Raw genomic sequence first — 23,578 nt, 5'->3', positions numbered from 1 at the left:
CGCCCGGACAGGACGCAAAACATTCGTATCGGAGGTCATTGATTTCTGGACGGCGAAGTCCATTTTAGCGCCGCTTCAATCGGTCGCACCCCCTCCCCCCGGATTTCGCCATGTCGCCTGAACTCAAGAAACGTCTGCCGCTGATCGCGGCGGTGATCGTCGTCGTGGCCCTGGTCGTCGGCGGGACCATCTGGTGGCTGAACGGCCAGCGGTGGGAAAGCACCGACAACGCCTTCGTCCAGGCCGACACCACCCTGGTCAGCCCGCAGCTGTCGGGGCGCGTGACCGAGGTTCTGGTGGGCGACAACCAGCGGGTCGAGGCCGGTCAGATCCTGGTCAAGCTGGACGATTCCGACCAGAAGGCCCAGCTGGCCCAGGCCGAGGCCAATCTGGCCGCCGCCGTCGCCGCCGTGGGCCATGTCGACGCCCAGGCCGAGCAGGAACAGGCCACCATCGCCGCCCGCGCCGCCGCCGTCAGCCAGGCCCACGCCCAGGCCGGCCTGGCCCGCGCCGAGGTCGACCGTTACGGCAGGCTGGCCGAACAGGGCTGGGTCTCGCAGCAGCGCATCCAGACCGAGCGCGCCTCGGCCGCCACCGCCGCCGCCAGCGTGCAGCAGGCCCAGGCCGCCCTGGTCGCCGAACAGCGCACCGCCGGCGTGCTGGGCTCCACCCGCCAGCAGAGCGTCGCCGCCGTCGAACAGGCCCGCGCCGTGGTCGATCAGGCCCGCATCGCCCTGGAGCGCACCGTCATCCGCGCGCCCGCCGCCGGCGTCGTCGGCGCCCGCAGCGTGCGCCCCGGCCAGTTCGTCAACGCCGGCACGCAACTGCTGTCCATCGTGCCCCTGACCCACACCTATATCGTCGCCAACTTCAAGGAGACGCAGCTGGACAAAGTGCGCCTGGGCCAGGCGGTCGAGATTTCGGCCGACGCCTTCCCCGGCCGCAAGATCCAGGGCCGGGTCGACAGCTTCGCCCCCGCCACCGGGTCCGAGTTCGCCCTGATCCCGGTCGAGAACGCCACCGGCAACTTCACCAAGATCACCCAGCGCGTGCCGGTGCGGATCGTGGTCAGCGGCGACGACCGGAACCTGGCCCTGCGTCCTGGCCTGTCGGTCGACGTCAAGATCGACCTGAAGAGCCAGGGCGGCCAGAGCTTCGCCGAAGCCGCGACCGGGACCGTGGCCGGAGCCGCAGGCCAGTGACCGCCGCCACCCCCGCCGCCGACGGCGGGGCCCCCACCGCGTCAAAGGGCCCCGTCGCCGGCCATCCCGAGATCAACTGGACCATGCTGCTGCTGGGCTTCGCCGGCATGGTGGTGGGCCAGTTCATGGCCATTCTGGACATCCAGATCGTCGCCGCCTCCCTGCCCCAGATCCAGGCCGGGGTCGGCGCCTCGGCCGACGAGATCAGCTGGATCCAGACCGCCTATCTGATCCCCGAAGTGGTGATGATCCCGCTGTCGGGGTTCCTGTCGCGCCTGTGGGGAACGCAGCGGCTGTTCCTGGCCTCGTGCGCCGGCTTCGTGCTGATGAGCATCGCCACGGGCCTGTCGTCGTCGATCGACACGATGATCCTGTTCCGCGCCATCCAGGGCTTCGTCGGCGGGGCCATGATCCCGACCGTCTTCGCCGTCGCCTTCACCGCCTTCCCGCCGGACAAGCGAGTCACGGCCAGCGTCGTGATGGGGTTGATCGTCACCCTGGCCCCGACCGTGGGGCCGACGCTGGGCGGGCACCTGACGGAATGGCTGAGCTGGCGCTGGCTGTTCTTCATCAACGTCGGGCCGGGGCTGCTCGTGCTGTTCCTGGTCGGCCGCTACGGAAACTTCGACAAGGGCGATCCGTCCCTGGCCAAGGGGTTCGACTGGTGGGGCCTGGGCTTCATGGCTGTCTTCCTGATGTCGATGCAGTTCGTGCTGGAAGAAGGGGCCAAGAACGACTGGTTCGACGACACCCACATCCTGCTGCTGTCGGTGGTGGCGGCCATCGCCGGGCCGATCTTCGTGTGGCGGTCGCTGACCTATCGCCAGCCGATCGTGGAGCTGCGCGCCTTTGGCAACCGCAACTTCCTGGTCGGCTTCATCATGACCTTCATCGTCGGCTTCGCCCTGTTCGGCGGCACCTTCCTGCTGCCGCTGTTCCTGGGTCGGGTGCTGCACTATTCGTCGTCGGAGGTCGGCACCACCATGGTCGTTTCCGGTCTGGCCATGTTCGCCACCGCGCCCTTCGCCGGGCGGCTGGTGCGCAAGATGGACGCGCGCATCCTGATGTTCGGCGGCTTCATGCTGTGCGCCTGGGGGATGTGGGAGGCGCGTCTGGTGACCGAGACCTGGGGCTTCTGGGAGTTCGCCTCGGTCCAGGCGTTCCGGGGCATAGGGGTGATGCTGGCCATGATCGCCTCGCAGCAGGTGACGATGGCCACCCTGCCGCCGCACATGGTCAAGAACGCCTCGGGCCTGGTCAATCTGGCCCGCAACGTCGGCGGCGCCTTCGGCCTGGCCATACTGAACACCAGCCTGACGTCCAACACCGCCCTGCATTTGACCGAACTGACCAGCGCCATCGGCCAGGGCGATCAGGCGGTGCGCCAGATGCTGGCCGGCATGACCCAGCGGTTCGCCGGAACCATCGACCCGGCCGCCTCGGCGATGAAGGCCATCTACGGGATCCTGCAACGGCAGGCGACGACCATGGCGTTCGGCGACGCCTTCGCCCTGTTGGGCGTCATGTGCGCGGGCGCGGCCTTCGTCACCCTGTTGGCCCAGCCGGTGAAGGCCCAGGCCGGGGCGCCGCCGTCGGACGCCCACTGATGGCGCGCCGTCGCGGTCAGGTGGACGAGAAGAAGAGCGAGGCGATCCTGGACGCCGCCGCCGCCCTGTTCGCCGACAAGGGGCTGCAGGCCAAGATGGACGAGATCGCCAAACTGGCCGGGGTGTCCAAACAGACGGTCTACAACCGCTTCGCCTCCAAGCTGGAGATCGCCCAGGCCCTGGCCGCCAAACGGGTGGAGGACATCGTGGCGCCCCTGCGCACCGCCGGCGATCCGCAGACGGTGCTGGAGACCCTGGCCCTGACGCTGCTGAACCGGGTGTGCAGCGCCGACAAGGTGGGCTCTATGCGCGGGGTCGCCCTGATCTCCACCGAGGCGCCCGAGATCGCCCACGCCATCTACGAGGCCGGACCGAAACGCAGCCTGCGCGAGATGGCGGCGTGGCTGGCCGAACAGACGCGGCTGGGCCGGCTGGAGGTCGCCGATCCCGAGCAGGCGGCCGAGATGTTCTCGGGCCTGGTGCTGGGCCACGGCCATCTGCGCGCCATGCTGGACGTGCCGCAACTGGCGCCCGAGAAGCGCGCGGCGCGGGCCAGGGAGGCGGCGCGCATCTTCGTGGTGGCCCATGCTCCCAAATCGTCCCCCGCCTCGTCGCTTCAGGCGACTTCCTGATCCGGGCGCGCTAACGTCGGCGCGTATCGTAGAGTGAAAGCCCGCCCATGCTGATCCACCTGTCCTCCTGGCCCGAGATCGACGCCCGTCTGAAGGACGGCGGGGCGCTGTCCAAGACGGTGGTCGTGCCCATCGGCTCGAACGAGCAGCACGGGCCGACCGGCCTTCTGGGCACCGACTGGCTGTGCCCCGAGATCATCGCCCACGAAGCCGAGAAGACCGACGCCGACCTGATCGTGGCGCCCACCTTCAACATCGGCATGGCCCAGCACCATCTGGCCTTCGCCGGCACCATCAGCTTGCGCCCCTCGACCTTCATGGCCGCGATCACGGACTGGGTGTCGTCGCTGAGCCGGCACGGGTTCGAGCGGATCTATTTCCTGAACGGCCACGGCGGCAATGTCGCAACCATCGAGGCGACCATCTCGGAAATCTACGCCGAATGGAGCTTCGTCGAGGATCAGCCGCCGTTTATCCTGAAGCTGAAGAATTGGTGGGACCTGCCGGGCGTGAACGGCCTGTGCAACCGGCTGTTTCCGACCGGCCACGGGATGCACGCCACCCCGTCCGAGATCGCGGTGACGCAAGCCGCCTATCCCGACCGGATCAAGACGGCGGACTATTCGCCGCAGATCGCGCCGAATGGCCCGATCCGCGACGCCCTGGACTATCGCGCCCGCTTCCCCGACGGCCGCATCGGCTCGGACCCCGCCCAGGCCAGCCCAGAAAAGGGCCGACAGATCATCGAGGCGGCGGTTCCCGCCCTGCTCGGCGACGTCGCGGCCTTCGCCGCCGAAGTCCAGCCGGAGGTCGCGTCCTGAGCCGCCGGACCCCCACGGTCGCGGACGCCGCCATGGTCGGGGCCGAGTTGATGGCCGCCTCCGCCGAGGTGATCGCGGCCCGCACCGGCCGGATGGCGCAGGGGCTGACCAGCGCCAAGGGACAGGATTTCAAGGAGCTGTCGCTGATGAGCTCGGAAAAGGCCGAGGCCCTGTCCGCCTCGGCCGGGGCCGTGACCGCCAGCGCGGGCGCCATCGGCCAGCGGCTGGGGCGTGTGGCGATGGACGAAGGCGCCCATGCGCTGCGGGCCGCCGCAGCGGTCACCCAGGCGCGCACCCCGGCCCAGGCGGCGGAGGCGCATTTCCGCTATGCGATGGGCTGGTGGAGCCGGGCGACGACCCAGGCCATGACCCTGAACGGCGAACTGATGAAGGCCCAGGCCGAGGCGATGGCCCCCATCCACAAGACCGCCGTCGCCAATGCGAAACGGCTGCGCAAGAAGACCTAGCGACTTCGAGATCCCCACCTCGTTTGATCGTCATTCCGGGGCGTCCGAAGGACGAACCCGGAAGCCAGGGGGATGGTCAAGGCGCCCGACGCCGTTGGCAGGGCGACGACGGCCCTGGGTTCCGGGTTCCTCGCAATGCTCGGCCCCGGAATGACGGTCAGAGGGGGCTTGCGGCCGAAATCAGGCCGGCTCGACCAGCTTCAGCTTGGGCTTCTTGACCTTGGCGGGCTTGGCCGGGCGGTCGGCCTTGCGGGCCGCCTTTTCGGCCTTGCGGGTTTCCTTCTCGGCCGCCTTCAGCGCCTTCTTGGCGGCCTTGGCCTCGGCCTTGGCGGCGTCGGGTGCGGCGTCGGCGGCGGCGGCCAGTTCGGCCAGCTGCGCCAGGAAACTCTCGCGCTGGCCCTTGGGCAACAGGGCCATGATCCGCTTGTCGGCGGCCTCGACCAGCGGACGAGCGGCCTCAAGCCGGGCGGCCCCTTCCGTGGACAGACGCACGGCCTTGGCGCGGGCGTCCAGGGTCGAGCGTTCCCGCTCCAACAGGCCCTTGGCCGTCATGCGCGTGACAAGATCGGCCAGAGTCGAGCGGTCGATGCCGGTCATGCGGACCAGTTCGGTCTGGGTCAGGCCGGCCTTCAGGGACACGGCTTCCAGCACGGCGAACTGACGCTGGGTCAGGCCGTCGGCGCCCGTCTCGTCGGCGTAGATGTCCAGCGCGAGCTGCAGCGCGCGGTGCATCAGATGGCTGGGCGAGGCGCCCAGCGGCCCGACCCTGCGCCCTGACTTACCGGCCTTCACCATCGCACCGCTCCCCAAAAGTTTCGTCCGAACACGTATCAGCTCAGCTTTACGATTTGACGGGAAAAGCGCGTCGGTTCCGTGACAGTTCCGCTTGCGGTTCTACAATCCCGTATCGGGCGAGACCGGCGCGGGCTCATCGTCCTTGATCATGTGCTTCATGATGAAGAAGACCTGCCACACGCCGAAGACGGCCGAGGCGATCCACAGCCCGCCGCGGAAGGCGACCCACGCATCATCCGACTGGGTGCGCCAGACGATCTCGTTCACGATGCACACGGCCGCGAAATACAGGCCATAGCGCAGGGTCAGGCCGCGCCAGCCCCGGTCGGTGATCTTGATCGCCTCGCCCAGCAGGTATTTGAACGGATAGCGGTTAAGCGGCAGGGAGCCCAGCAGCACCGCGGCAAGCAGCCCGTTCTGGATCGACAGCTTGATCTTCAACAGGTCCGGGTCGTGGAACATAATCGTCAGCACGCCGAAGATCAGGGCGAACCCGCCCGTCAGCAACGGCAAAGGCGCCAGGCGCTTCTCCACCGCATAGCCGACGATCAGCGCGATCAGGGACGCGCCGACCAGAACCCAGGTCGCCTGGACCAGGGCCTCTTGCCCGTCCAGACCCCGCGCGAAGCGGTTGACGGCGTAGGCGGCCATGAAGGCGACCAGGGCGCCGAAGTCGACGGCCTGACGGATGTTGGAAGCCTTTTTCGGCGTGTCGGTCATGTCAGTCTTCCAGTCCCACCAGCGAGCGGGAGAAGGCGCGGGCGTCGAACGGTTGCAGGTCCTCGACCCCCTCGCCCACCCCGATCAGCATCAGGGGGGCGTCCGACGCCTGGGCCACCGGCACCAGCACGCCGCCGCGCGCCGTGCCATCCAGCTTGGTCATGACCACGCCGGTCACGAAGGCGGTGCGGCCGAAAATCTGTTCCTGAGCCAAGGCGTTGCGACCCACGGTGGCGTCCAGCACCAGCAGGGTGTCGTGCGGCGCCTCGGGATCGACCTTTTTCAGCACGCGGACGATCTTGAGAAGCTCGTCCATCAGGGCCGACTTGTTCTGCAGCCGGCCGGCCGTGTCGATCAGGACGACGTCGTAAGCTTCGGCCCTGGCCTTCTGATAGGCGTCGAAGGCCAGGCCGGCGGCATCGGCGCCGTCGCGACGGCTTTCGAAATCGGCGCCCGCCCGTTCGGCCCAGACCTTCAACTGTTCGCGCGCGGCGGCGCGGAAGGTGTCGCCGGCGACGATCATAACCCTGGCGCCCTTGGCCGTCAGATCGGCGGCGATCTTGCCCAGGGTCGTGGTCTTGCCCGAGCCGTTCACCCCGACGAACAGGACGACATAGGGTTTGGGCCCGCTCAACGGATCGAAGGTCGCCTGGCGCGGCGACAGTTCGGCGGCGACCGCCTCGGCCAGGGCCTCCTTGACCTCGCGTTCCGGCGCGTCCTTGCCGAACTTCAGGCCGCGAAAGCGTTCGACGATCCGGGCCGAGGCGGCCGGGCCCAGGTCGCTTTCCAGCAGATGCTCCTCCAGCTGCTCCAGAGACGCCTCGGAGAGGGGTTCCTTGACGAAGGTGGCGACGACCTGGTCGGTCATCTGTTTGGAGGAGCGCGAGAGCCCAGCGGACAGGCGCTGGAACCAGCCTTTTTTCGGCGTGTCGGTCATGGGATGGCTTTAGCGGGGGCGAAGGCGGACGTCATCCGCATTCGCAAAAAGACGCGCTTGCGGCGGATCGCCGACAGAATATATGCTTCGAATACGTTTCATATAGTCGGGACCAGACATGGGCATCGTCAACATCGAGGACGAACTGCACGAGCAGCTGCGTCGGGCCGCCAAGGCCTCCTATCGCTCCATCAACGCCCAGGCGGCCTTCTGGATCAGGATCGGCATGTTGGGCGAGACGAACCCCGGCCTGACGTTTCAGGAGTTGGTCGCGCGCGAGCTGAAGGCGGCGGGCGTCGCCGCGCCGACGACGACGGGCGCAGCGGCGTGACCAAGACGCCGCAGGAGATCGAGCTGATGGCCGCCTCGGGCCGGCTGCTGGCCTCGGTCTTCACCCATCTGGACGCAATGGCGCTGGAGGGGATGACGACGCTGGAGATCGACGCGCGGGTCGAGACCTTCATTGTCGATGTCTTGAAGGCGCGTCCGGCCAGCAAGGGCCAGTACGGCTATGGCTTCGTGCTGAACAGTTCGATCAACCAGGTCGTCTGCCACGGCGTGCCCTCGGCCGACGACGTGCTGAAGAGCGGCGACATCGTCAATCTGGACACCACCCTGGAGAAGGACGGTTTCATCGCCGATTCCTCCAAGACCTATCTGATCGGATCGGTGGGGCCGCAGGCGCGCCGCCTGGTCCGCACCACCTACGAGGCGATGTGGAAGGGCATTCGCGCCGTGCGGCCGGGCGCGCGCCTGGGCGACATCGGCTTCGCCATCGAACGCCACGCCAGACAGGCGGGCTACTCCGTCGTGCGCGACTATTGCGGGCACGGCATCGGCCGCGAGATGCACGAGGAGCCGCAGGTCCTGCATTTCGGCCGGGCGGGAACGGGCGTCGTCCTGCGCGAAGGCATGACCTTCACCATCGAGCCGATGCTGAACCAGGGCGTCCGCACGGTCCTGACCGAGGACGACGGCTGGACCGTGGTCACCTCGGACGGAAAACTGTCGGCCCAGTTCGAGCATACGGTGGCGGTGACAAGGGACGGCGTGCGCGTGCTGACCCTGAGGCCGGACGAGACGCCGGGGCGTTAGGCGAGATAGTCCTTCGTTTCGCTTTGCGCCTCGCCTCGCCTTGGCGAAGGCGATTCCGTCCCTTCATCTTTCGCGCCTATATGAGGGTCAGGGACCGGCCAGGCCCGGCGCAGGACGATCCGATGACCGATGCTTCTTCCTTCTTCTCGCCCAAGACCCACGGGTTCGTGCGCGTGGCGGCGGCGACGCCCGTGGCGCACGTCGGGGATCCGAAGGCGAACGCGGGCGAGCATCTGGCGCTGATCCGCCAGGCGGGCGAACAGGGCGTGGACCTGATGGTCTTTCCCGAGATGTCGCTGTCGGCCTATGCGATCGACGACCTTCATATGCAGGCGGCCCTGCTGGAGGAGGTGGAGCGGCAGATCGCGGTCCTGGCCGAGGCGACGGCCGGCGCCGATCTGGTCGCCGTGGTCGGGGCGCCGATCCGCAGCGGAGACGCCCTGTTCAACTGCGCCGTGGTGATGGGCGGGGGCGAGGTGCTGGGCGTCGTGCCAAAGACCTATCTGCCCAACTACCGCGAATATTACGAGAAACGCTGGTTCGCCCCGGCGACGGCGCGGACCGAGGACGTGGTCCGGCTGAACGGCGAGACGGTGGATTTCGCGCCGGGCCTGATCTTCGAGGCAGCGAACCGGCCGGGCTTCGTTTTCGCCGTCGAAATCTGCGAGGACTATTGGGCGCCGTTGCCCCCGTCCACGCGGGCCGCACTGGCGGGGGCGCGCATCCTGCTGAACCTGTCGGCGTCCAACATCGTCATCGGCAAGGCGGACGAGCGGTCGATGCTGAGCGCCAGCCATTCGGCCCGCACCCTGTCGGCCTATGTCTTCGCCGCCTCGGGCTGGGGCGAGAGCACCACCGACCTGGCCTGGGACGGGCAGGCGACGATCCATGAACTGGGGTCGAAACTGGCCGAGGGCGAGCGGTTCGCCCTGGACAGCCACCTGACCCTCGCCGATGTGGACGTGGACCGGATCGGGCTGGATCGGCTGCGGAACGGCACCTTTTCCGAATGCGCCCGGAACGAGGGCGAGGCGGCCACCGTCGTGCCCTTCCTGGCGCGCGAGGATCATGAGGCCAGCGACCTGATCCGGCCGCTGGATCGCTTTCCCTTCGTGCCGGACGACGCCGGGCGGCTGGATCAGGACTGCTACGAGGCGTTCAACATTCAGGTGCAGGGGCTGATGCGCCGGATGACGGCGACGGGCGCCAGGTCGCTGGTGATCGGGGTGTCGGGGGGGCTGGATTCGACCCAGGCCCTGCTGGTCGCCTGTCGCGCCTTCGACCGGCTGGACCTGCCGAGGACCGGCATCCTGGCCTATACGATGCCGGGGTTCGCGACCTCGGACGGGACCAAGTCCAACGCCTGGGCGCTGATGACCGCGCTGGGCGTCACAGGGGCCGAGATCGACATCCGCCCCGCCGCCGAACAGATGTTCAAGGACATCGGCCACCCTTACGCCGAGGGTCGGCCGGTTCACGACATCACCTTCGAGAACGTGCAGGCGGGCCTTAGGACCGACTATCTGTTCCGGCTGGCGAACCAGAACAAGGCGTTCGTGCTGGGGACCGGCGACCTGTCGGAACTGGCGCTGGGCTGGGCCACCTATGGCGTCGGCGACCATATGAGCCACTACAACGTCAATGGCGGGGTGGCCAAGACGCTGATCCGCCACCTGATCCGCTGGGTGGCGGCGGGCGATCTGATCGGCGGCGAGGCGCGCGAGACGCTGCACGCCATTCTGGACACCGAGATTTCGCCCGAACTGGTGCCGGCCAAGGACGGGGTGATCCAGTCGACCGAGGGGACGGTCGGCCCCTATGCGCTGAACGACTTCTTTCTGTTCTACCTCAGCCGGTTCGGGATGAACCCATCCAAGGTCGCCTTCCTGGCGCACCAGGCCTGGGGCGATGCGGGCGCGGGCGAATGGCCGGCGAACACGCCGGAGGACGAGAAGGTCGAATACGACCTGGCCACCATCAAGGGCTGGCTGCGGAAGTTCCTGATCCGCTTCTTCCAGACGGCCCAGTTCAAGCGCTCGGCCCTGCCGAACGGGCCAAAGGTGGTGACCGGCGGGTCGCTGTCGCCGCGCGGCGATTGGCGGGCGCCGTCGGATGGTTCGGCGCGGGTGTGGCTGGATGAGCTTGAGGCAAACGTGCCGGACTGATCTCTTTCGTCATCCTCCGGCGCGAAGCGACCGGGGGACCCAGCGGCGCGCGAGCGCGAACCTGTCGCGGACTCGCTGACATCCGTGAAGCCGACGCATCGCCTTCGGCGCCGCTGGGTCCCCCGGTCTGCGCCGCAAGCGGCTTGCCGGAGGATGACGAAAGCAAGTCGAGCCGCTAGAACCCCCACCATGACCGACGACGTGACCAAAGACTCCAACGGCAACATCCTGGCCGATGGCGACAGCGTGACCCTGATCAAGGACCTGAAGGTCAAGGGATCGGGCGGGGTGACGCTGAAGCGCGGGACCCTGGTCAAGAACATCCGCCTGACCGGCGATCCCGACGAGATCGAGGCTAATGTCGAAAAGGTGCGCGGCCTGGTCCTGCGCACCGAGTTCGTCAAGAAGGCTTGAAGCCCCTCTTCCCAAGCGTGATGTCAGCCGCCATCTAGCGGCCTATGACCGACACCTTCGCCGCCCCGACCTCGACCGCCGCAACGAACGGCAAGATCCCCGTCACCGTCCTGACCGGCTATCTGGGGGCGGGCAAGACGACGCTGCTGAACCGCATCCTGACCGAGGATCATGGCAAGCGCTACGCCGTGATCGTCAACGAGTTCGGCGAGATCGGCATCGACAACGACCTGGTGGTCGGGGCCGACGAGGACGTGTTCGAAATGAACAACGGCTGCGTCTGCTGCACGGTGCGCGGCGACCTGATCCGCGTGGTCGCGGGCCTGATGAAGCGCCAGCGCCCCGGCAAACCCGCCTTCGACGCCATCATCGTGGAAACCACCGGCCTGGCCGACCCTGGTCCGGTGGCCCAGACCTTCTTCGTCGACGAGGACGTCAAGGCCAAGACCCAGTTGGACAGCGTCACGACCCTGGTCGACGCCAAACACGTGATGGCGCGATTGGACGACTCCAAAGAGGCGCGCGAACAGGTGGCCTTCGCCGACCGCATCATCCTGAACAAGGTCGATCTGGCCACGGCGGACGAACTGGAGGCGGTCGAGGCGCGGTTGCGGGCGCTGAATCCGCTGGCGCCCATCGTGCGGGCCGAACGGTCGAACGTGCCGCTGGATCAGGTGCTGGGCCTGCACGCCTTCGATCTGGAGCGAATTCTGGAGGTCAAGCCGGACTTCGTGAACCCGCCGCATGGCGCGGACGGCCATGTGCACGACGAACATTGCGGCCACGATCACCACCATCATGACCACGACCACGGGCATGACCACCACCATCATGATCACGGCGCGCGGGGCCACGCGCACCAGGACGACATCAAGGGGATCTCCCTGTCGCTGGACCGCCCGCTGGACGGCGCCAAGTTCACCGCCTGGTTGGACCGGTTGCTGGGCGAGCAGGGCCAGAACATCCTGCGCGCCAAGGGCATCATCGACGTGAAGGGCGAGGACCGCCGCCTGGTCTTCCAGGCCGTTCACATGATCCTGGAAGGCGACCTGCAACGCGAATGGGGCGCCGCCGAACGCCGCTGGAGCCGCGCCGTCTTCATCGGCCGTGACCTGGACGAGGCGGCGTTGAAGGCTGGGTTCGAGGCCTGCGCCGCCTGAGTTGACCCTTCTCCCCTCGGGGGAGAAGGTGGCCCGTAGGGTCGGATGAGGGGGCTGTCAGACGCAGATGTGGCAGTCGCCGCCAAGAACCCGACAGTCCCGCCGCCTTCGCGCCGACATGACAGGCGCGGAAGCGATCCTGTGGTCGATGCTGCGAAATCGGCAACTGGGTGGTTTGAAGTTCAGGCGGCAGGCGCCGGTTGCTGGCGCGATCGCCGACTTCGCCTGTCATGAGATCAGGCTGATCATCGAACTGGATGGCGGGGTGCATGATCTGCACGAGGCGCGCGACGCCGTGCGGGACGAGCGGCTTCGCGTCGCGGGCTATACCGTCATGCGATTCAGGAACGCCGAGTTTTCAACGAATCCGGCGGTCGTGACCGAGGCCATACGCCAGCATGCGAGGGCGCGGATACAGCCCCCTCATCCGACCGGCTCCGCCGGCCACCTTCTCCCCCGAGGGGAGAAGGCATGCGACGATTGATTACTTCCCGAACAGCTTGTTCCAGCGGCGCTTCTCGCGGGCCTTCCAGGCGCCGCGGTGGTAGGCGTCGGAGCCGATCAGGGGGACGACAGTGGTGGCTTCGGCGAAGACCATCTGTTCGTGTGTGGTCTGGACCTTGCCCCAGGAGGCCGCCTCTTTCAGCGTCGAGGACGAGCAGGCGCCGTCGCGGACGTCGGCGACGGTGATCTGGACCGCATAGCGGTGCATCTCGGCCTCGACGCCCAAGATTTCGGCGCAGACGACCGTGTCCTGGGCGAAATTCTTGGGCACCCCGCCGCCGACCATGAACAGGCCGGTGACGCCCGCTGCGATCTTGATGTCGGTCAGTTCGCGGAAGTCGGCGATGGCGTCCAGCATCAGATAGGGCTGGCCGGCGGCGGCGCGCTCCTTCTGGTGCTTGACCAGGCCGAAGCCGGCGGACGAGTCCACAAAGGCCGGGCAGAAGATCGGCACGCCCTCTTCATAGGCGGTCTGGATCAGGGAGCCGGGCTTCTTGGCGTTGCCCTCGCTCAGCCACTTGCCCATTTCCCAGATGAACTCGCGGCTGGAATAGCCGCGCGGCTCCAGCCGGTTGGCGATCTCCAGGATGGTGTGGTCGCAGGCCTGGAGCTCTTCCTCGTCGATATAGGTGTCGTAGATGCGGTCGATGTAGTTGTCGCGCAGGACGTTGTCGTCCACCTGACCGGCGGCCTGATAGTGTTTGAAGCCCAGGGCCTCGAAGAAATCCATGTCCACGATGGAGGCGCCGGTGGCGACCACGGCGTCGGCCATGCCGAACTTCACCATGTCGCGATAGACGTCCATGCAGCCGCCCGCCGAGGTCGAACCGGCCAGGATCAGCCAGGGCGAGCAGTCCGCGTCCTCGATCGCCATCGAGAAGATGTCGGCGGCGCGGGCGGTGTCGCGCGACGAAAAGGACATCTTGCGCATGCTATCGATGATCGGACGCGCATCAAAGGACGTGATGTCGACATGCTCGACGACTTTCTGCAGCAGCTGGGCCTTGGTGTTGGACGATATGGGTGCGTTCATTTCGGCGGTTTCCCTGTGATTTGAGCGCCCGTCGAACACACAGACATGCCGGGACGGAGCGACCGACAGCACCGATAAACGCCCAACCTTCAGCCGTCACCCTCGGACTTGATCCGAGGGTCGGAGGTTCCGCCGCGCCCTCCCCGCAAGGGAAACGCACAGCGGCCGATCCTCGGGTCGAGCCCGAGAATGACGGATACGAGGTGCGGGCGCCCTACTTCCGGCGCGACTTGCGCTGACCGGCCTTACCCTTGGGACGTGACAGGCGCACGACCTTGCGCGCGTTCTCTTCCGCCGTGGTGCGCACGGTGGGGATGGAGCGCGGGGCCAGGCCGTAGAGCGAGGCCATCGGGGCGTCCTCGACCGCGGCGATGTCGTGTTCGCCATAGCCGTTGAAGCCGGTCGACATGGCGACGCCGTAAGCGCCCAGCATTCCGATCTCGATGAAGTCGCCTTCGCGCACATCGGCCGGCAGCCAGAACGGGCCCGGCATATGGTCGATGCTGTCGCAGGTCGGGCCGTAGAACTGGAACGCCTTCAACTCGCCCGACGCTTCGCCGTCCCGGACCAGCTTGGTCGGGAAGGGCCAGCGCGAGTGGGTCGCGTCGAACAGCGAACCGTAGGAGCCGTCGTTCAGATAAAGGGCGTCGCCCTTGCGCAGATCGACCCGGGCCAGGATCGACGAGCTTTCGGCGACCAGCGCCCGGCCGGGCTCGCACCACAGCTCGGTCGTTTCCGACACCGGCATCTCGTTGAAGCCGCGATGGATGGCGTCGGCGTATTCGCTCATGTCCGGCGGGACCATGCCCGGATAGACGGACGGGAAGCCGCCGCCGACATCGACGATGTCGACGATCACGCCCGCGCGGCTGATCGACCGGCCGACCTGGGCCATGGCCGCCTGATAGGCGGTCGGGCGCATGCATTGCGAACCGACGTGGAAGCTGACGCCCATCAGCCCTTCCTTGACCGCCTGGCGGGTGGCCAGCAGCAGGGCGGGGGCCTGATCCGACGACACGCCGAACTTGCCCGACAGGGTGTAGGCGGCGCCGTCGGCCGAAACGGCCATGCGAACGATCAGGTTCAGGTCGTCGGCGCCGCCGGTGGCGTCGAGGATCTTGTTCAGCTCTTCCACGCAGTCCAGCGAGAAGGTGCGGACGCCGTGGTCGAAATAGGCCTTGGTGATCGCAGACCGGCTCTTTACCGGATGCATGAAGGCCAGACGCACGTCATGGCTGACCGAACGGACCAGTTCGATCTCGGCGACGGACGCCACGTCGAAGGCGCGAACGCCGGCCTCGATCAGGGTCTCGATGACCCAGCGCGAGGGGTTGGCCTTCACAGCATAGAAGACGTCGGCTTTCAGATTATCCTGGAACCAGCGCGCCGCTACGGATACCGAACGCGGCCGCACGAGTGCGACGGGACGTTCAGGAGGCCGCTCACGGACCAGGTCCAGGGGAAGTTGATACGTGCGCAATTCACGTAGCCCCCTGCTAATTGTTAACCCAGACCGGCGTTAGCAGCGCGTAACGGTTAGACCTACGGGGTCCGCCGGAGAGCGCGATATGGGGGCTGTGGACTGTCATGTAAAGCGGTAATTTCATGGCAGGGCCTGGGTTTGGCCCGAGGTCGACTGTCACAATTGTCCGCGCACCCCCTAATGCCGCAGACTGCGGCAACCTTGGCCTTTGCGCGTTGCTCACATCTGGGGAGGCAAGAATGAACCGTTGGATATTCGCATTTCGACGGATGTCGCGACAGCTGTGGTGGCGGGCCAGCCTGTATGCGGCGCTCGGCGTGGTCGCGGCCCTGGCCGGAGCCTGGGGCGCGCCGTTCGCGCCGCCGGTCCTGGCCGAGCGGTTCGGCGGGGATTCCGTCGAGGCGGTGCTGACCATACTGGCGTCCAGCCTGCTGGCCGTGGCGACATTCTCGCTGGGGGCCATGGTCACCGCCTACACCAGCGTCTCCAGCGCCGCGACGCCGCGCGCCGCCGCCCTGATCACAGGCGACGAAAGCACCCAGAAGGCCCTGGCCACCTTTGTCGGGGCCTTTCTCTACGCCATCGTCGGGGTGACGGCGATCAATGCGCAGTATTACGGGCCGGGCGGCCGGGCGATCATCTTCCTGTTCAGCCTGGTGGTGGTGGCCCTGGTCGCCTTTCGCCTGCTGACCTGGGTCAGCCGCCTGACGCGACTGGCGCGCCTGAGCCATACGGTCGAGCGGGTCGAGGCCGAGACCTTGACCGCCCTGATGACCGAGGCGAAGCGGCCGCGCATGGGCGCGTCGGCCGGCGTGCTGGACCACGGGCCGATCATCGCGGCGCCCCAGACCGGCTATGTGCTGAACGTGGACATCCAGCGGCTGCAGGCGGCGGCCGAGCGGGCCGAGGGGCGCATCCAGGTGATCGCCCGGCCCGGCGCCTTCGTGATGCGGGGCGAACCCCTGGCGCGGCTGAGCCAGGACGCCATAGACCCCGATGCGGTGCAGACCGCCTTTACCCTGGGGCGAGAGCGGTCGTTCGACCAGGACCCCCGGTATGGATTGATCGTGCTGGGCGAGGTCGCGGACAAGGCCCTGTCGGCCGCCGTCAACGACATCGGCACCGTGGTCGGGGTGATCGGCTCGGGGGTGCGGCTTCTGGATCTGTGGGCCGAGGCGGCGCCGGAGGATCGGCCGCCCTGCGACCGCGTGCTGGCCGAACCCTTGTCGGCGCACGATCTGCTGGACGACATCTTCGGCCCCGTGGTGCGTCACGGCGCCCACGACCTGACCAGCGCGGTCAGGCTGCGCAAGGCGCTGGCCTCCCTGTCGGCCCACCCGGTCCTGGCGCAAGCGGCCTCGGTCATGGACGCGCGGCTGATGCAGGACGCGGACTTCGCCAATGTCGCCGACGCCGAGCGGCTGCGGCGCTGCGGCGCCCAGGCCCGGACAAGCGCGGGCTAGACGAAATCCCTCGCGCCGTGCGATTAGGACTTGCCCAAACGCCTTCGTCGCGTCATGCGGCGCCCCTTCGCCACAGCCTCCTAGCGAGTTCATGAGTTCATCCGCAGCCGCCGTCGCCCCCGGGCTAGTCCAGGCGCGTGACGTGTCGAAGACCTTCGGATCGCGAAAGGCGCTGGACGGCGTCTCGATTTCGGTCGCCTCGGGCGAGATGGTCGCCCTGATCGGACCGTCCGGGTCGGGCAAATCCACCCTGCTGCGCTCCATCACCGGGCTTCAGTCCATCGACGCGGGCAAGGGGACCATCCAGGTCTTCGGCGAGACGGTGCAGAAGGACGGCCGCGTCACCGGGGCGGTGCGCAAGGCGCGCGGCAAGCTGGGCATGATCTTCCAGCAGTTCAATCTGGTCGGCCGCCTCAGCCTGTTCTCCAACGTCATGCTGGGCGCCCTGGGGCGCCTGCCGTCGTGGCAGGGCCTTCTGGGCATGTGGCCTCAGGCCGACAAGGACAAGGCCATGGCGGCCCTGCACCGCGTCGGCGTCAGCGACTACGCCGCCCAGCGCGCCAATACCTTGTCGGGCGGCCAGCAGCAGCGCGGCGCCATCGCCCGCGCCATCGTTCAGGGCGCCAAGGCCATTTTGGCCGACGAACCCGTCGCCTCGCTGGACCCGGTGTCGGCCCGCAAGGTGATGGAGCTGCTGGTCGAGCTGAACAAGCGCGACGGCCTGGGCGTGATCGTCACCCTGCACCAGGTCGACTACGCCATCCGCTACTGCGACCGGGTCATCGCGCTGCAGGGCGGCAAGATCGTCTATGACGGCCCCTCCACGGCGCTGGACCAAAAGCGCCTGATCGAAATCTACGGTCCCGAATTCGAGGACGCATTCTGGGAGACCAAGGCATGAGCCTGTCCCGTATTGTCCCCACCCGCCGTCTGATGGCGGCGGCCGGCGCGGCCGTGATGATCCTGGGCCTGGCCGCGTGCGGCGGCGGCGATGACAAGAAGACCGCGGGCGGCGCGCCCACGGAACTGACCTTCTCCATCCTGTCGGCGGAAGGCCAGGCCTCGGCCGGCCCGCTGTGGCAGCCGCTGCTGGACGACATGTCCAAGGCCGTCGGCGTGCCGGTGAAACCCTATTTCGGCTCGAACTACACGGTTCTGGTCGAGGCCATGCGCGGCAACCACACCCAGGTCGGCTGGTTCTCCGCCAAGCCCGAGGTCGAGGCCATCGACCGCGCCAAGGCCGAGGTCATCGCCCGCACCGTCAACCGCGAGGGGCTGGACAGCTATCAGTCGACCCTGATCGTCAAGAAGGGTTCAGGCATCACGCTGGACAAGGTTCTGGCGTGCGGCAAACAGTACAACTTCGGCATCGGCGACGCCCAGTCGACCTCGGGCACCCTGGCCCCGCTGACCTTCCTGTTCAATCCGCGCGGCGTGGTCCCCAGCCAGTGCTTCAAGACGGTGCGCTCGGCCAACCACCAGGCCAACGCCTTCGGCGTGGCGACCGGCGTGATCGACGTGGCGACCTCCAACAGCGTCAACACCCTGTTCATGCGCAAGGAGAACCCGCAGCTGGCCGCCCAGATCGAGGACATCTGGACCTCGCCGCCCATCCCCGAGAGCGGCATCGTCGTGCGCGAGGACCTGGACCCGGCGCTGAAGGAAAAGATCCGCAGCTTCTTCCTGACCTATGGCCAGGGCGAAGGCGCCGAGGCCGAGCGCCAGCGCAAGATTCTGGCGGACCTGGAGTATTCGCGCTTCGCCGCCGCCGACGACAGCTATCTGGACCCGATCCGCGAGATGATCGCCGACCAGAAGCTGGGCGAGGCCCGCGCCAAGAACGACACCGCCGGGATCGCCGCCGCCGAGCGCGAACTGCAGCGCCTGCGCAGCCTGCGCGAGGTCCGTCCTTGACCGCGACTGCGTCTCCCGCCCCGGCCATTCCGGCGGCGCCCAAGAAATCGACCCTGGCCTGGGTCGCCGACATCCTGGTCTGGGGCGGCGTCGCGGCCGTCCTGCTCTACAGCATCGATGCGGTGGACCTGGGCAATATCTCGCGCCTGTTCGCGGGCAACGACAGCACCAAACTGTTCGTCCACGACCTGCTGCGGCCCGACTTCGCCGACTGGAAGATGTTCGTCGCCAAGATGTGGGAGACGGTCCAGATCGCCCTGTGGGGCACCTTCCTGGCCGTCCTGCTGGGCATTCCGCTGGGTCTGGCGGCGGCGCGCAACATCGCCCCCGCCTGGATCGTGACGCCGGTGCGCTGGGTGATGAACCTGCTGCGATCCGTGCCGGACCTGGTGATCGGCCTGCTGTTCGTGACGGCCGTGGGCCTGGGGCCGCTGGCCGGCGTTTTGGCCATCACCCTGAACACGGCCGGCGTGCTGGCCAAACTGTTCTCGGAAGCGGTGGAATCCATCGACAAGGGGCCGGTCGAGGGCGTGCGCGCCACCGGCGCCGGCAAGCTGCACGAGATCGTCTGGGGCGTGCTGCCGCAGGTCGCGCCGCTGTGGACGTCGTTCGCGCTGTACCGTTTCGAATCCAACAGCCGTTCGGCGACGGTGCTGGGCCTGATCGGCGCCGGCGGCATCGGCCAGGTGCTGTTCGACAGTATGAACGCCTTCGATTTCCGCGCCGTCTCGGCCATCGTGATCGTCGTCGTGGTCGCCGTGACCCTGATCGACACCCTGTCGCAGGTCATGCGTCGCCGCCTGCTGTGACGGGGCGCTGAACGGCGACAAAAACCGTCACAAACCTCTGGTCTAAGCGTCGCGAAATCGAGGCTCAGGGAGAGCGACTGATGATCCGTTCACTGAAATACGCCGTGGCGGCGACCGCCCTCATGGCCCTGGCGGCCTGCGGCGACGGCGGCGGCGCGGGCGGTTCGCCGTCGGGAACCCGGTCCGGCATCTGGGCGGCGGGGTCGTCCACCGTCTTCCCGTTCGCCACGCGCGTCGCCGAAACCTTCGCCCGCACGTCCGGCGGCGCGGCGCCTCGCGTCGAATCGCTGGGCACCGGCGGCGGCATCCAGGCCTTCTGCCAGGGCGTCGGTCCCAACACCCCCGACATCGCCAATGCGTCGCGCCAGATGAAACAGTCCGAGTTCGATCTGTGCGCCAAGAACGGCGTCAAGGACATCGTCGAGATCAAGATCGGCTTCGACGGCATCGTCATCGCCACCGCCCGGAACGGCAACGGCTTCAACTTCGAACTGAACGACCTTTACGAAGGTCTGGCCAAGGAAGTGCCCGGCCCGAACGGAACCTTCGTCGCCAACCCGGCCAAGACCTGGAACCAGGTCAACGCCGGCCTGCCAAACCAACGCATCCAGGTCTATGGCCCGCCGCCCACCTCGGGCACGCGCGACGCCTTCCTGGAGCTGGGCATGACGCCGGGCGCCAAGCTGGTGCCGGGGGTCAAGGCCATCGAAGGCGACAAGGACCGGTTCGAAGCCATCGCCCACACCCTGCGCGAGGACGGCGCCTGGATCGATTCCGGCGAGAACGACAACGCCATCGTCCAGACCCTGACCCGCACGCCGGGCTCGCTGGGGGTGTTCGGCTACTCCTTCCTGGAGCAGAACCTGGACACGGTGAAGGCCGAGACCATCGACGGCGTCTCGCCCACCGCCGACACCATCGCCAGCGGCGCCTATCCGCTGTCGCGCAGCCTCTACATCTATGTGAAGAAGGCCCACATCGGCGTGATCCCCGGCCTGCAGCAGTTCGTGCAGGAGTTCCTGTCGGAAGGTTCGGCCGGCAAGGGCGGCTATCTGGCCGACCGCGGCCTGATCCCCCTGCCGGAAGATCAGCTTATGGCCCAGCGCGCGACCATCGCCGCCATGACCCCGATGGCGCGTCCCGCCAAATAAAGGTCGGAACCGACCGCCGCGCCGCCCCTTCTTTAGCCGGCCCGCCCCTTTGAAGCGCTACGCGCTTCAACTGAAGCGGATGAAGCCCTAGAAGGGGCGGCATAGCTGTCAGGATTCATTTATGACCTCCACGCCCGCGCGCCTGCGCAAGGCCGTATTCCCCGTCGCCGGCCTCGGCACGCGGGTTCTTCCCGGCACAAAGACGACGCCTAAGGAACTGCTGAACGTCGTCGACCGCCCCATCCTGTCCTACATCGTCGAGGAGGCGCGCGAGGCGGGGATCGAGCATATCGTCTTCGTGACCGGCCGCTCCAAGGAAGCCATCGAGGACTATTTCGACCACCAGATCGAGCTTGAGGCCCAGCTGGAGGCCAAGGGCAAGACCGAGATCCTGGCGGCCATGAACGCCGAACTGGCGCGTCCCGGCGAAATGAGCTTCACCCGCCAGATGCAGCCCAAGGGCCTGGGCCACGCCGTCTGGTGCGCGCGCGACATCATCGGCCATGAGCCGTTCGCCGTCGTCCTGCCCGACGTGATCGTGGACGGCAAGCCCGGCGCTCTGAAGCAACTGGTCGAAGTCTACGCCGAAACGGGCGGCAATCTGATCGGTGTGGAATCGGTCGATATCGAACAGGCCCACAGATACGGCATCGTCGATCCCGCCGCCCGCGAGGGCAATCGCATCGCCATGAAGGGGATGGTCGAAAAGCCCGCGCCGGGCACGGCGCCGTCCAACCTGTCGATCGCGGGCCGCTACATCCTGCAGCCGGAAATCTTCGACCTCCTGGCGACCCAGGAGCGGGGCGCGGGCAACGAGATCCAGCTGACCGACGCCATGGCGCGACTGATGCAGACCCAGGCCTTCACCGCCGTCGAATATGCGGGCGTGACCCACGACTGCGGCGACAAGATCGGCCTGCTGCGCGCCAACGTCGCCCTGGCGCTGAAACGTCCCGACCTCGGCGAGGCCGCGCGCGCGGCGATTTCGGCGCTGCTCTGACGCGACGCAAGGCGGCGGGGGTTCCGGTTCGCCGCAGCCCCTGCTAACCCTGCCGCAAATCATCAGGAGACGTATCATGGCGACGAGCGAAGGCTGGGACATGCCCACCGGAGACCTCATGAAGGGCAAGAAGGGCCTGATCATGGGGGTCGCGAACTCCAGCTCCATCGCCTGGGGCATCGCCTCGCAACTGGCCGCCCAGGGCGCCGAACTGGCCTTCACCTATCTGGGCGAAGGGCTTGAGCGCCGCGTGCGCCCGCTGGCCGAAAGCGTCGGCGCCAAGCTGCTGATCCAGGCCGACGTCACCGACGACGCCTCGATGGACAACGCCTTCGCCAAGCTGGAAAAAGAGTTCGGCACGATCGACTTCGTGGTCCATTCGGTCGCCTTCGCCAACAAGGACGAGCTGAAGGGCAGCTTCGTGGACAACACCACGCGCGACAGCTTCCTCCTGGCCCTGAACATCTCGGCCTTCAGCTTCGTGGACGTGGCGCGCCGCTCGGCCAAGCTGATGCCCAACGGCGGATCGATGATCACCCTGACCTATCTGGGGTCCGAGCGGGTCATTCCGAACTACAACACCATGGGCGTGGCCAAGGCCGCGCTGGAGGCCGCGACCCGCTATATCGCGCGCGATCTGGGACCAAAGAACATCCGCGTCAACGCCATCTCGGCCGGCGCCATGCGCACCCTGTCGCTGGCGGGCATCTCGGGCGGACGCGGCCTGCACTCCAAGTCGGCGCAGTTCTCGCTGATCAAGGAAGAGACCTCGATGGAGGGCGTCGCGGGCGCGGCCCTGTGGCTCTGCTCGGACCTGGGCCGGTCGACCACGGGCGAAGTCGTCCATGTCGATGCGGGCTTCCACGCCGTGGGCCTGCCGGAAGATTTCGAGGGCTGATCCCAACGGATCGGTGAACAATCGGGGGCCGCCGGGCGATCCGGCGGCCCTTTTTTGCTTTCGGGGCGCAACGGCCCCGCTTATCCGTGTGGCCATGAGCGCGTCCAACCTTCCGCCCCCCGCCAGCTTCTCCGCCGCCGCCGTGGCCACCGTCGTCGGGTTCGGCGGCACGGTCGCCCTGGTGGTTCAGGCAGGGCAGGCGCTGGGCGCCAGTCCCAGCCAGATCGTTTCGATGGTGACCGCCCTGTGCCTGGGCATCGGCCTGCCGGGGATGCTGCTGAGCTGGCGGTTCAGGATGCCGGTCGTGCTGGCCTGGTCGACGCCGGGCGCGGCCCTGCTGGCGGCCTCGACGCTGGGGCTGGGCTGGTCCAACGCCATCGGGGCCTTCGTGTTTGCGGCCGTCCTGATGGTGCTGACGGGCCTTCTTCCCGCGCTGGGGCGGCTGGCGCAGAAGATCCCGGCCTCGGTCGCCTCGGCCATGCTGGCGGGGGTGCTGCTGCCCTTCGTGCTTAGGCTGTTCAAGGTCGTGCCGGACGAGATGGGGCTGGCGGTCGGACTGCTGGCGGTCTTCATCGTCGCAAGGCGGCTGTGGCCCGCCTGGGCCCTGCCCGCCGTGCTGGTCGTCGCCTTCGGCGTTCTGGCGTTCAGAGGCCAGATCGGCCTGCCGCCGGGGACCGGCCTGTTCGGCGGTCTGACGCCCGTCATGCCCGCCTTTGACTGGAAGGTCGCCGTCAGCCTGGGTCTGCCGCTGTTTCTGGTGACGCTGGCCTCGCAGAACCTGCCGGGGCTGGTGGTGCTGAGGGCCGCGGGCTATGCGCCGCCCGCCAACCGCCTGATCTTCGCCACCGGCCTGACCAGCCTGGTCGCCGCCCCTTTCGGCGCGCACGGTGTCAATTTGGCCGCCATCACCGCCGCGCTATGCACCGGGCCGGACGCCCATCCCGATCCGGCGAGGCGGTGGATCGTGGGCGTCATCTACGGCGGCTTCTATGTGGTCGTGGCCCTGTTCGCAGCGCCGCTTGCGGGCCTGTTCATCGCCATGCCGACTGCGGTTCTGGCCATCATCACCGGCCTGGCCCTGATCGCGGCCCTGACCGGGGCGCTGGGCGCCATGCTGGCCAAGCCGGACGAGCGCGAGGCCGCCGTCCTGACCTTCGCGGCCACCGGCTCGGGCCTGGCCCTTTTCGGGATCGGCGCGGCCTTCTGGGGACTGGTCGTGGGGTTCGCCGCCCTGGCGGCGATGCGCTGGGTCAGACCGAGGTCCTGACCCAGCGTCGCTTCTTTCTGTGGCCTACCGCGCTTCGCGCT

The 23,578-nt window shown here is 67.7% G+C and carries 24 protein-coding genes; 19 read left to right on the top strand and 5 right to left on the bottom strand.

Translation table 11 applies throughout. The annotated features are described in order from the left end of the window. The first annotated feature begins 110 nt into the window (after window positions 1–110). From B3Z70_RS07190 to B3Z70_RS07170, 5 genes are read left to right on the top strand one after another with little or no spacing between them, the layout of a single operon-like run. Window positions 111–1,202: an HlyD family secretion protein gene (locus B3Z70_RS07190; RefSeq protein ID WP_292045235.1), complete on the top strand. Its 1,092-nt coding sequence runs from the start codon at window positions 111–113 to the stop codon at window positions 1,200–1,202. Beyond that, window positions 1,199–2,809, top strand: coding sequence for a DHA2 family efflux MFS transporter permease subunit (locus B3Z70_RS07185; protein ID WP_409514369.1), 1,611 nt, complete (start codon window positions 1,199–1,201; stop codon window positions 2,807–2,809). Before B3Z70_RS07190 ends, B3Z70_RS07185 begins: the two co-directional genes overlap by 4 nt. After that, window positions 2,809–3,441: a TetR/AcrR family transcriptional regulator C-terminal domain-containing protein gene (locus tag B3Z70_RS07180; RefSeq protein WP_292045234.1), complete on the top strand. Its 633-nt coding sequence runs from the start codon at window positions 2,809–2,811 to the stop codon at window positions 3,439–3,441. The genes B3Z70_RS07185 and B3Z70_RS07180 overlap by 1 nt, the downstream gene beginning before the upstream one ends. Before the next feature lie 47 nt (window positions 3,442–3,488). Beyond that, a complete protein-coding gene (locus tag B3Z70_RS07175) occupies window positions 3,489–4,262 on the top strand; it encodes a creatininase family protein (RefSeq protein ID WP_292045232.1) in 774 nt (257 codons plus the stop codon). Window positions 4,263–4,294: 32 nt separating this feature from the next. Further along, window positions 4,295–4,729, top strand: coding sequence for a phasin family protein (locus B3Z70_RS07170; RefSeq protein WP_292045230.1), 435 nt, complete (start codon window positions 4,295–4,297; stop codon window positions 4,727–4,729). Between the two features lie 180 nt (window positions 4,730–4,909). Here B3Z70_RS07170 and B3Z70_RS07165 read toward each other — a convergent pair whose 3' ends face one another. The 3 genes from B3Z70_RS07165 to ftsY all read right to left on the bottom strand — a co-directional run bounded on the left by B3Z70_RS07165 (window position 4,910) and on the right by ftsY (window position 7,181). After that, a complete protein-coding gene (locus B3Z70_RS07165; RefSeq protein WP_292019349.1) occupies window positions 4,910–5,524 on the bottom strand; it encodes a MarR family winged helix-turn-helix transcriptional regulator in 615 nt (204 codons plus the stop codon). A gap of 99 nt (window positions 5,525–5,623) precedes the next feature. Beyond that, window positions 5,624–6,244: an inner membrane-spanning protein YciB gene (locus tag B3Z70_RS07160; RefSeq protein ID WP_292019352.1), complete on the bottom strand. Its 621-nt coding sequence runs from the start codon at window positions 6,242–6,244 to the stop codon at window positions 5,624–5,626. A gap of 1 nt (window position 6,245) precedes the next feature. Continuing rightward, window positions 6,246–7,181, bottom strand: coding sequence for a signal recognition particle-docking protein FtsY (gene ftsY, locus B3Z70_RS07155; RefSeq protein WP_292019354.1), 936 nt, complete (start codon window positions 7,179–7,181; stop codon window positions 6,246–6,248). A 118-nt stretch (window positions 7,182–7,299) separates the two neighbouring features. Here ftsY and B3Z70_RS07150 point away from each other — a divergent pair, with 118 nt between their 5' ends. The 6 genes from B3Z70_RS07150 (at window position 7,300) to B3Z70_RS07125 (ending at window position 12,499) form a co-directional block, all read left to right on the top strand. Continuing rightward, complete coding sequence (locus B3Z70_RS07150) at window positions 7,300–7,512, top strand: ParD-like family protein (RefSeq protein ID WP_292019356.1); 213 nt, start codon at window positions 7,300–7,302, stop codon at window positions 7,510–7,512. Then, window positions 7,509–8,276 (top strand): type I methionyl aminopeptidase, encoded by a 768-nt coding sequence (gene map, locus B3Z70_RS07145; RefSeq protein ID WP_292045228.1) that lies wholly within the window; start codon window positions 7,509–7,511, stop codon window positions 8,274–8,276. The genes B3Z70_RS07150 and map overlap by 4 nt, the downstream gene beginning before the upstream one ends. A gap of 122 nt (window positions 8,277–8,398) precedes the next feature. After that, a complete protein-coding gene (locus B3Z70_RS07140) occupies window positions 8,399–10,441 on the top strand; it encodes an NAD(+) synthase (protein ID WP_292019360.1) in 2,043 nt (680 codons plus the stop codon). 189 nt (window positions 10,442–10,630) lie between these two features. Further along, window positions 10,631–10,855, top strand: coding sequence for an alkylphosphonate utilization protein (locus B3Z70_RS07135; protein WP_017506643.1), 225 nt, complete (start codon window positions 10,631–10,633; stop codon window positions 10,853–10,855). A 44-nt stretch (window positions 10,856–10,899) separates the two neighbouring features. Then, on the top strand, window positions 10,900–12,015 hold the full coding sequence (locus tag B3Z70_RS07130; RefSeq protein WP_292045226.1) for a CobW family GTP-binding protein: 1,116 nt from the start codon (window positions 10,900–10,902) through the stop codon (window positions 12,013–12,015). Window positions 12,016–12,082: 67 nt separating this feature from the next. Beyond that, window positions 12,083–12,499 (top strand): endonuclease domain-containing protein, encoded by a 417-nt coding sequence (locus B3Z70_RS07125; RefSeq protein ID WP_292045225.1) that lies wholly within the window; start codon window positions 12,083–12,085, stop codon window positions 12,497–12,499. Here the strand turns inward: B3Z70_RS07125 and B3Z70_RS07120 are convergent, their stop codons facing one another. Together B3Z70_RS07120 and B3Z70_RS07115 are read right to left on the bottom strand one after the other, a co-directional pair. Further along, window positions 12,500–13,552 (bottom strand): 1,9-bis(guanidino)-5-aza-nonane synthase, encoded by a 1,053-nt coding sequence (locus tag B3Z70_RS07120; RefSeq protein ID WP_292045223.1) that lies wholly within the window; start codon window positions 13,550–13,552, stop codon window positions 12,500–12,502. Between the two features lie 214 nt (window positions 13,553–13,766). Next, complete coding sequence (locus B3Z70_RS07115; RefSeq protein WP_292019369.1) at window positions 13,767–15,032, bottom strand: type III PLP-dependent enzyme; 1,266 nt, start codon at window positions 15,030–15,032, stop codon at window positions 13,767–13,769. Window positions 15,033–15,274: 242 nt separating this feature from the next. Here B3Z70_RS07115 and B3Z70_RS07110 point away from each other — a divergent pair, with 242 nt between their 5' ends. The 8 genes from B3Z70_RS07110 (at window position 15,275) to B3Z70_RS07075 (ending at window position 23,537) form a co-directional block, all read left to right on the top strand. Then, on the top strand, window positions 15,275–16,498 hold the full coding sequence (locus B3Z70_RS07110; protein WP_292045222.1) for a DUF2254 domain-containing protein: 1,224 nt from the start codon (window positions 15,275–15,277) through the stop codon (window positions 16,496–16,498). 91 nt (window positions 16,499–16,589) lie between these two features. Next, window positions 16,590–17,399 carry a phosphonate ABC transporter ATP-binding protein gene (phnC, locus tag B3Z70_RS07105; protein WP_248119368.1) on the top strand — a complete coding sequence of 270 codons (810 nt, stop codon included), beginning with the start codon at window positions 16,590–16,592 and terminating at the stop codon, window positions 17,397–17,399. Then, window positions 17,396–18,412, top strand: a complete 1,017-nt coding sequence (phnD, locus tag B3Z70_RS07100) for a phosphate/phosphite/phosphonate ABC transporter substrate-binding protein (protein WP_292045219.1) — start codon at window positions 17,396–17,398, stop codon at window positions 18,410–18,412. Before phnC ends, phnD begins: the two co-directional genes overlap by 4 nt. Next, complete coding sequence (gene phnE / locus B3Z70_RS07095) at window positions 18,409–19,221, top strand: phosphonate ABC transporter, permease protein PhnE (RefSeq protein ID WP_292045217.1); 813 nt, start codon at window positions 18,409–18,411, stop codon at window positions 19,219–19,221. The genes phnD and phnE overlap by 4 nt, the downstream gene beginning before the upstream one ends. Window positions 19,222–19,301: 80 nt before the next feature. Continuing rightward, window positions 19,302–20,372 (top strand): substrate-binding domain-containing protein, encoded by a 1,071-nt coding sequence (locus tag B3Z70_RS07090; protein WP_292045216.1) that lies wholly within the window; start codon window positions 19,302–19,304, stop codon window positions 20,370–20,372. A gap of 121 nt (window positions 20,373–20,493) precedes the next feature. Then, the gene (gene galU / locus B3Z70_RS07085; RefSeq protein WP_292045215.1) at window positions 20,494–21,372 is read left to right on the top strand and encodes a UTP--glucose-1-phosphate uridylyltransferase GalU; all 879 of its coding nucleotides are present in this window, start codon (window positions 20,494–20,496) and stop codon (window positions 21,370–21,372) included. Between the two features lie 76 nt (window positions 21,373–21,448). Beyond that, window positions 21,449–22,270 carry an enoyl-ACP reductase FabI gene (locus tag B3Z70_RS07080; RefSeq protein WP_292045214.1) on the top strand — a complete coding sequence of 274 codons (822 nt, stop codon included), beginning with the start codon at window positions 21,449–21,451 and terminating at the stop codon, window positions 22,268–22,270. A 94-nt stretch (window positions 22,271–22,364) separates the two neighbouring features. Continuing rightward, complete coding sequence (locus B3Z70_RS07075) at window positions 22,365–23,537, top strand: benzoate/H(+) symporter BenE family transporter (protein WP_292045213.1); 1,173 nt, start codon at window positions 22,365–22,367, stop codon at window positions 23,535–23,537. The last annotated feature ends 41 nt before the right edge of the window (window positions 23,538–23,578 follow it).

This window comes from Brevundimonas sp. UBA6550 (assembly GCF_002434505.1).
Lineage (GTDB): Bacteria > Pseudomonadota > Alphaproteobacteria > Caulobacterales > Caulobacteraceae > Brevundimonas.
Note: the sequence above shows the minus strand (reverse complement) of the source record. Positions and strands in the feature narration are given on the sequence as shown.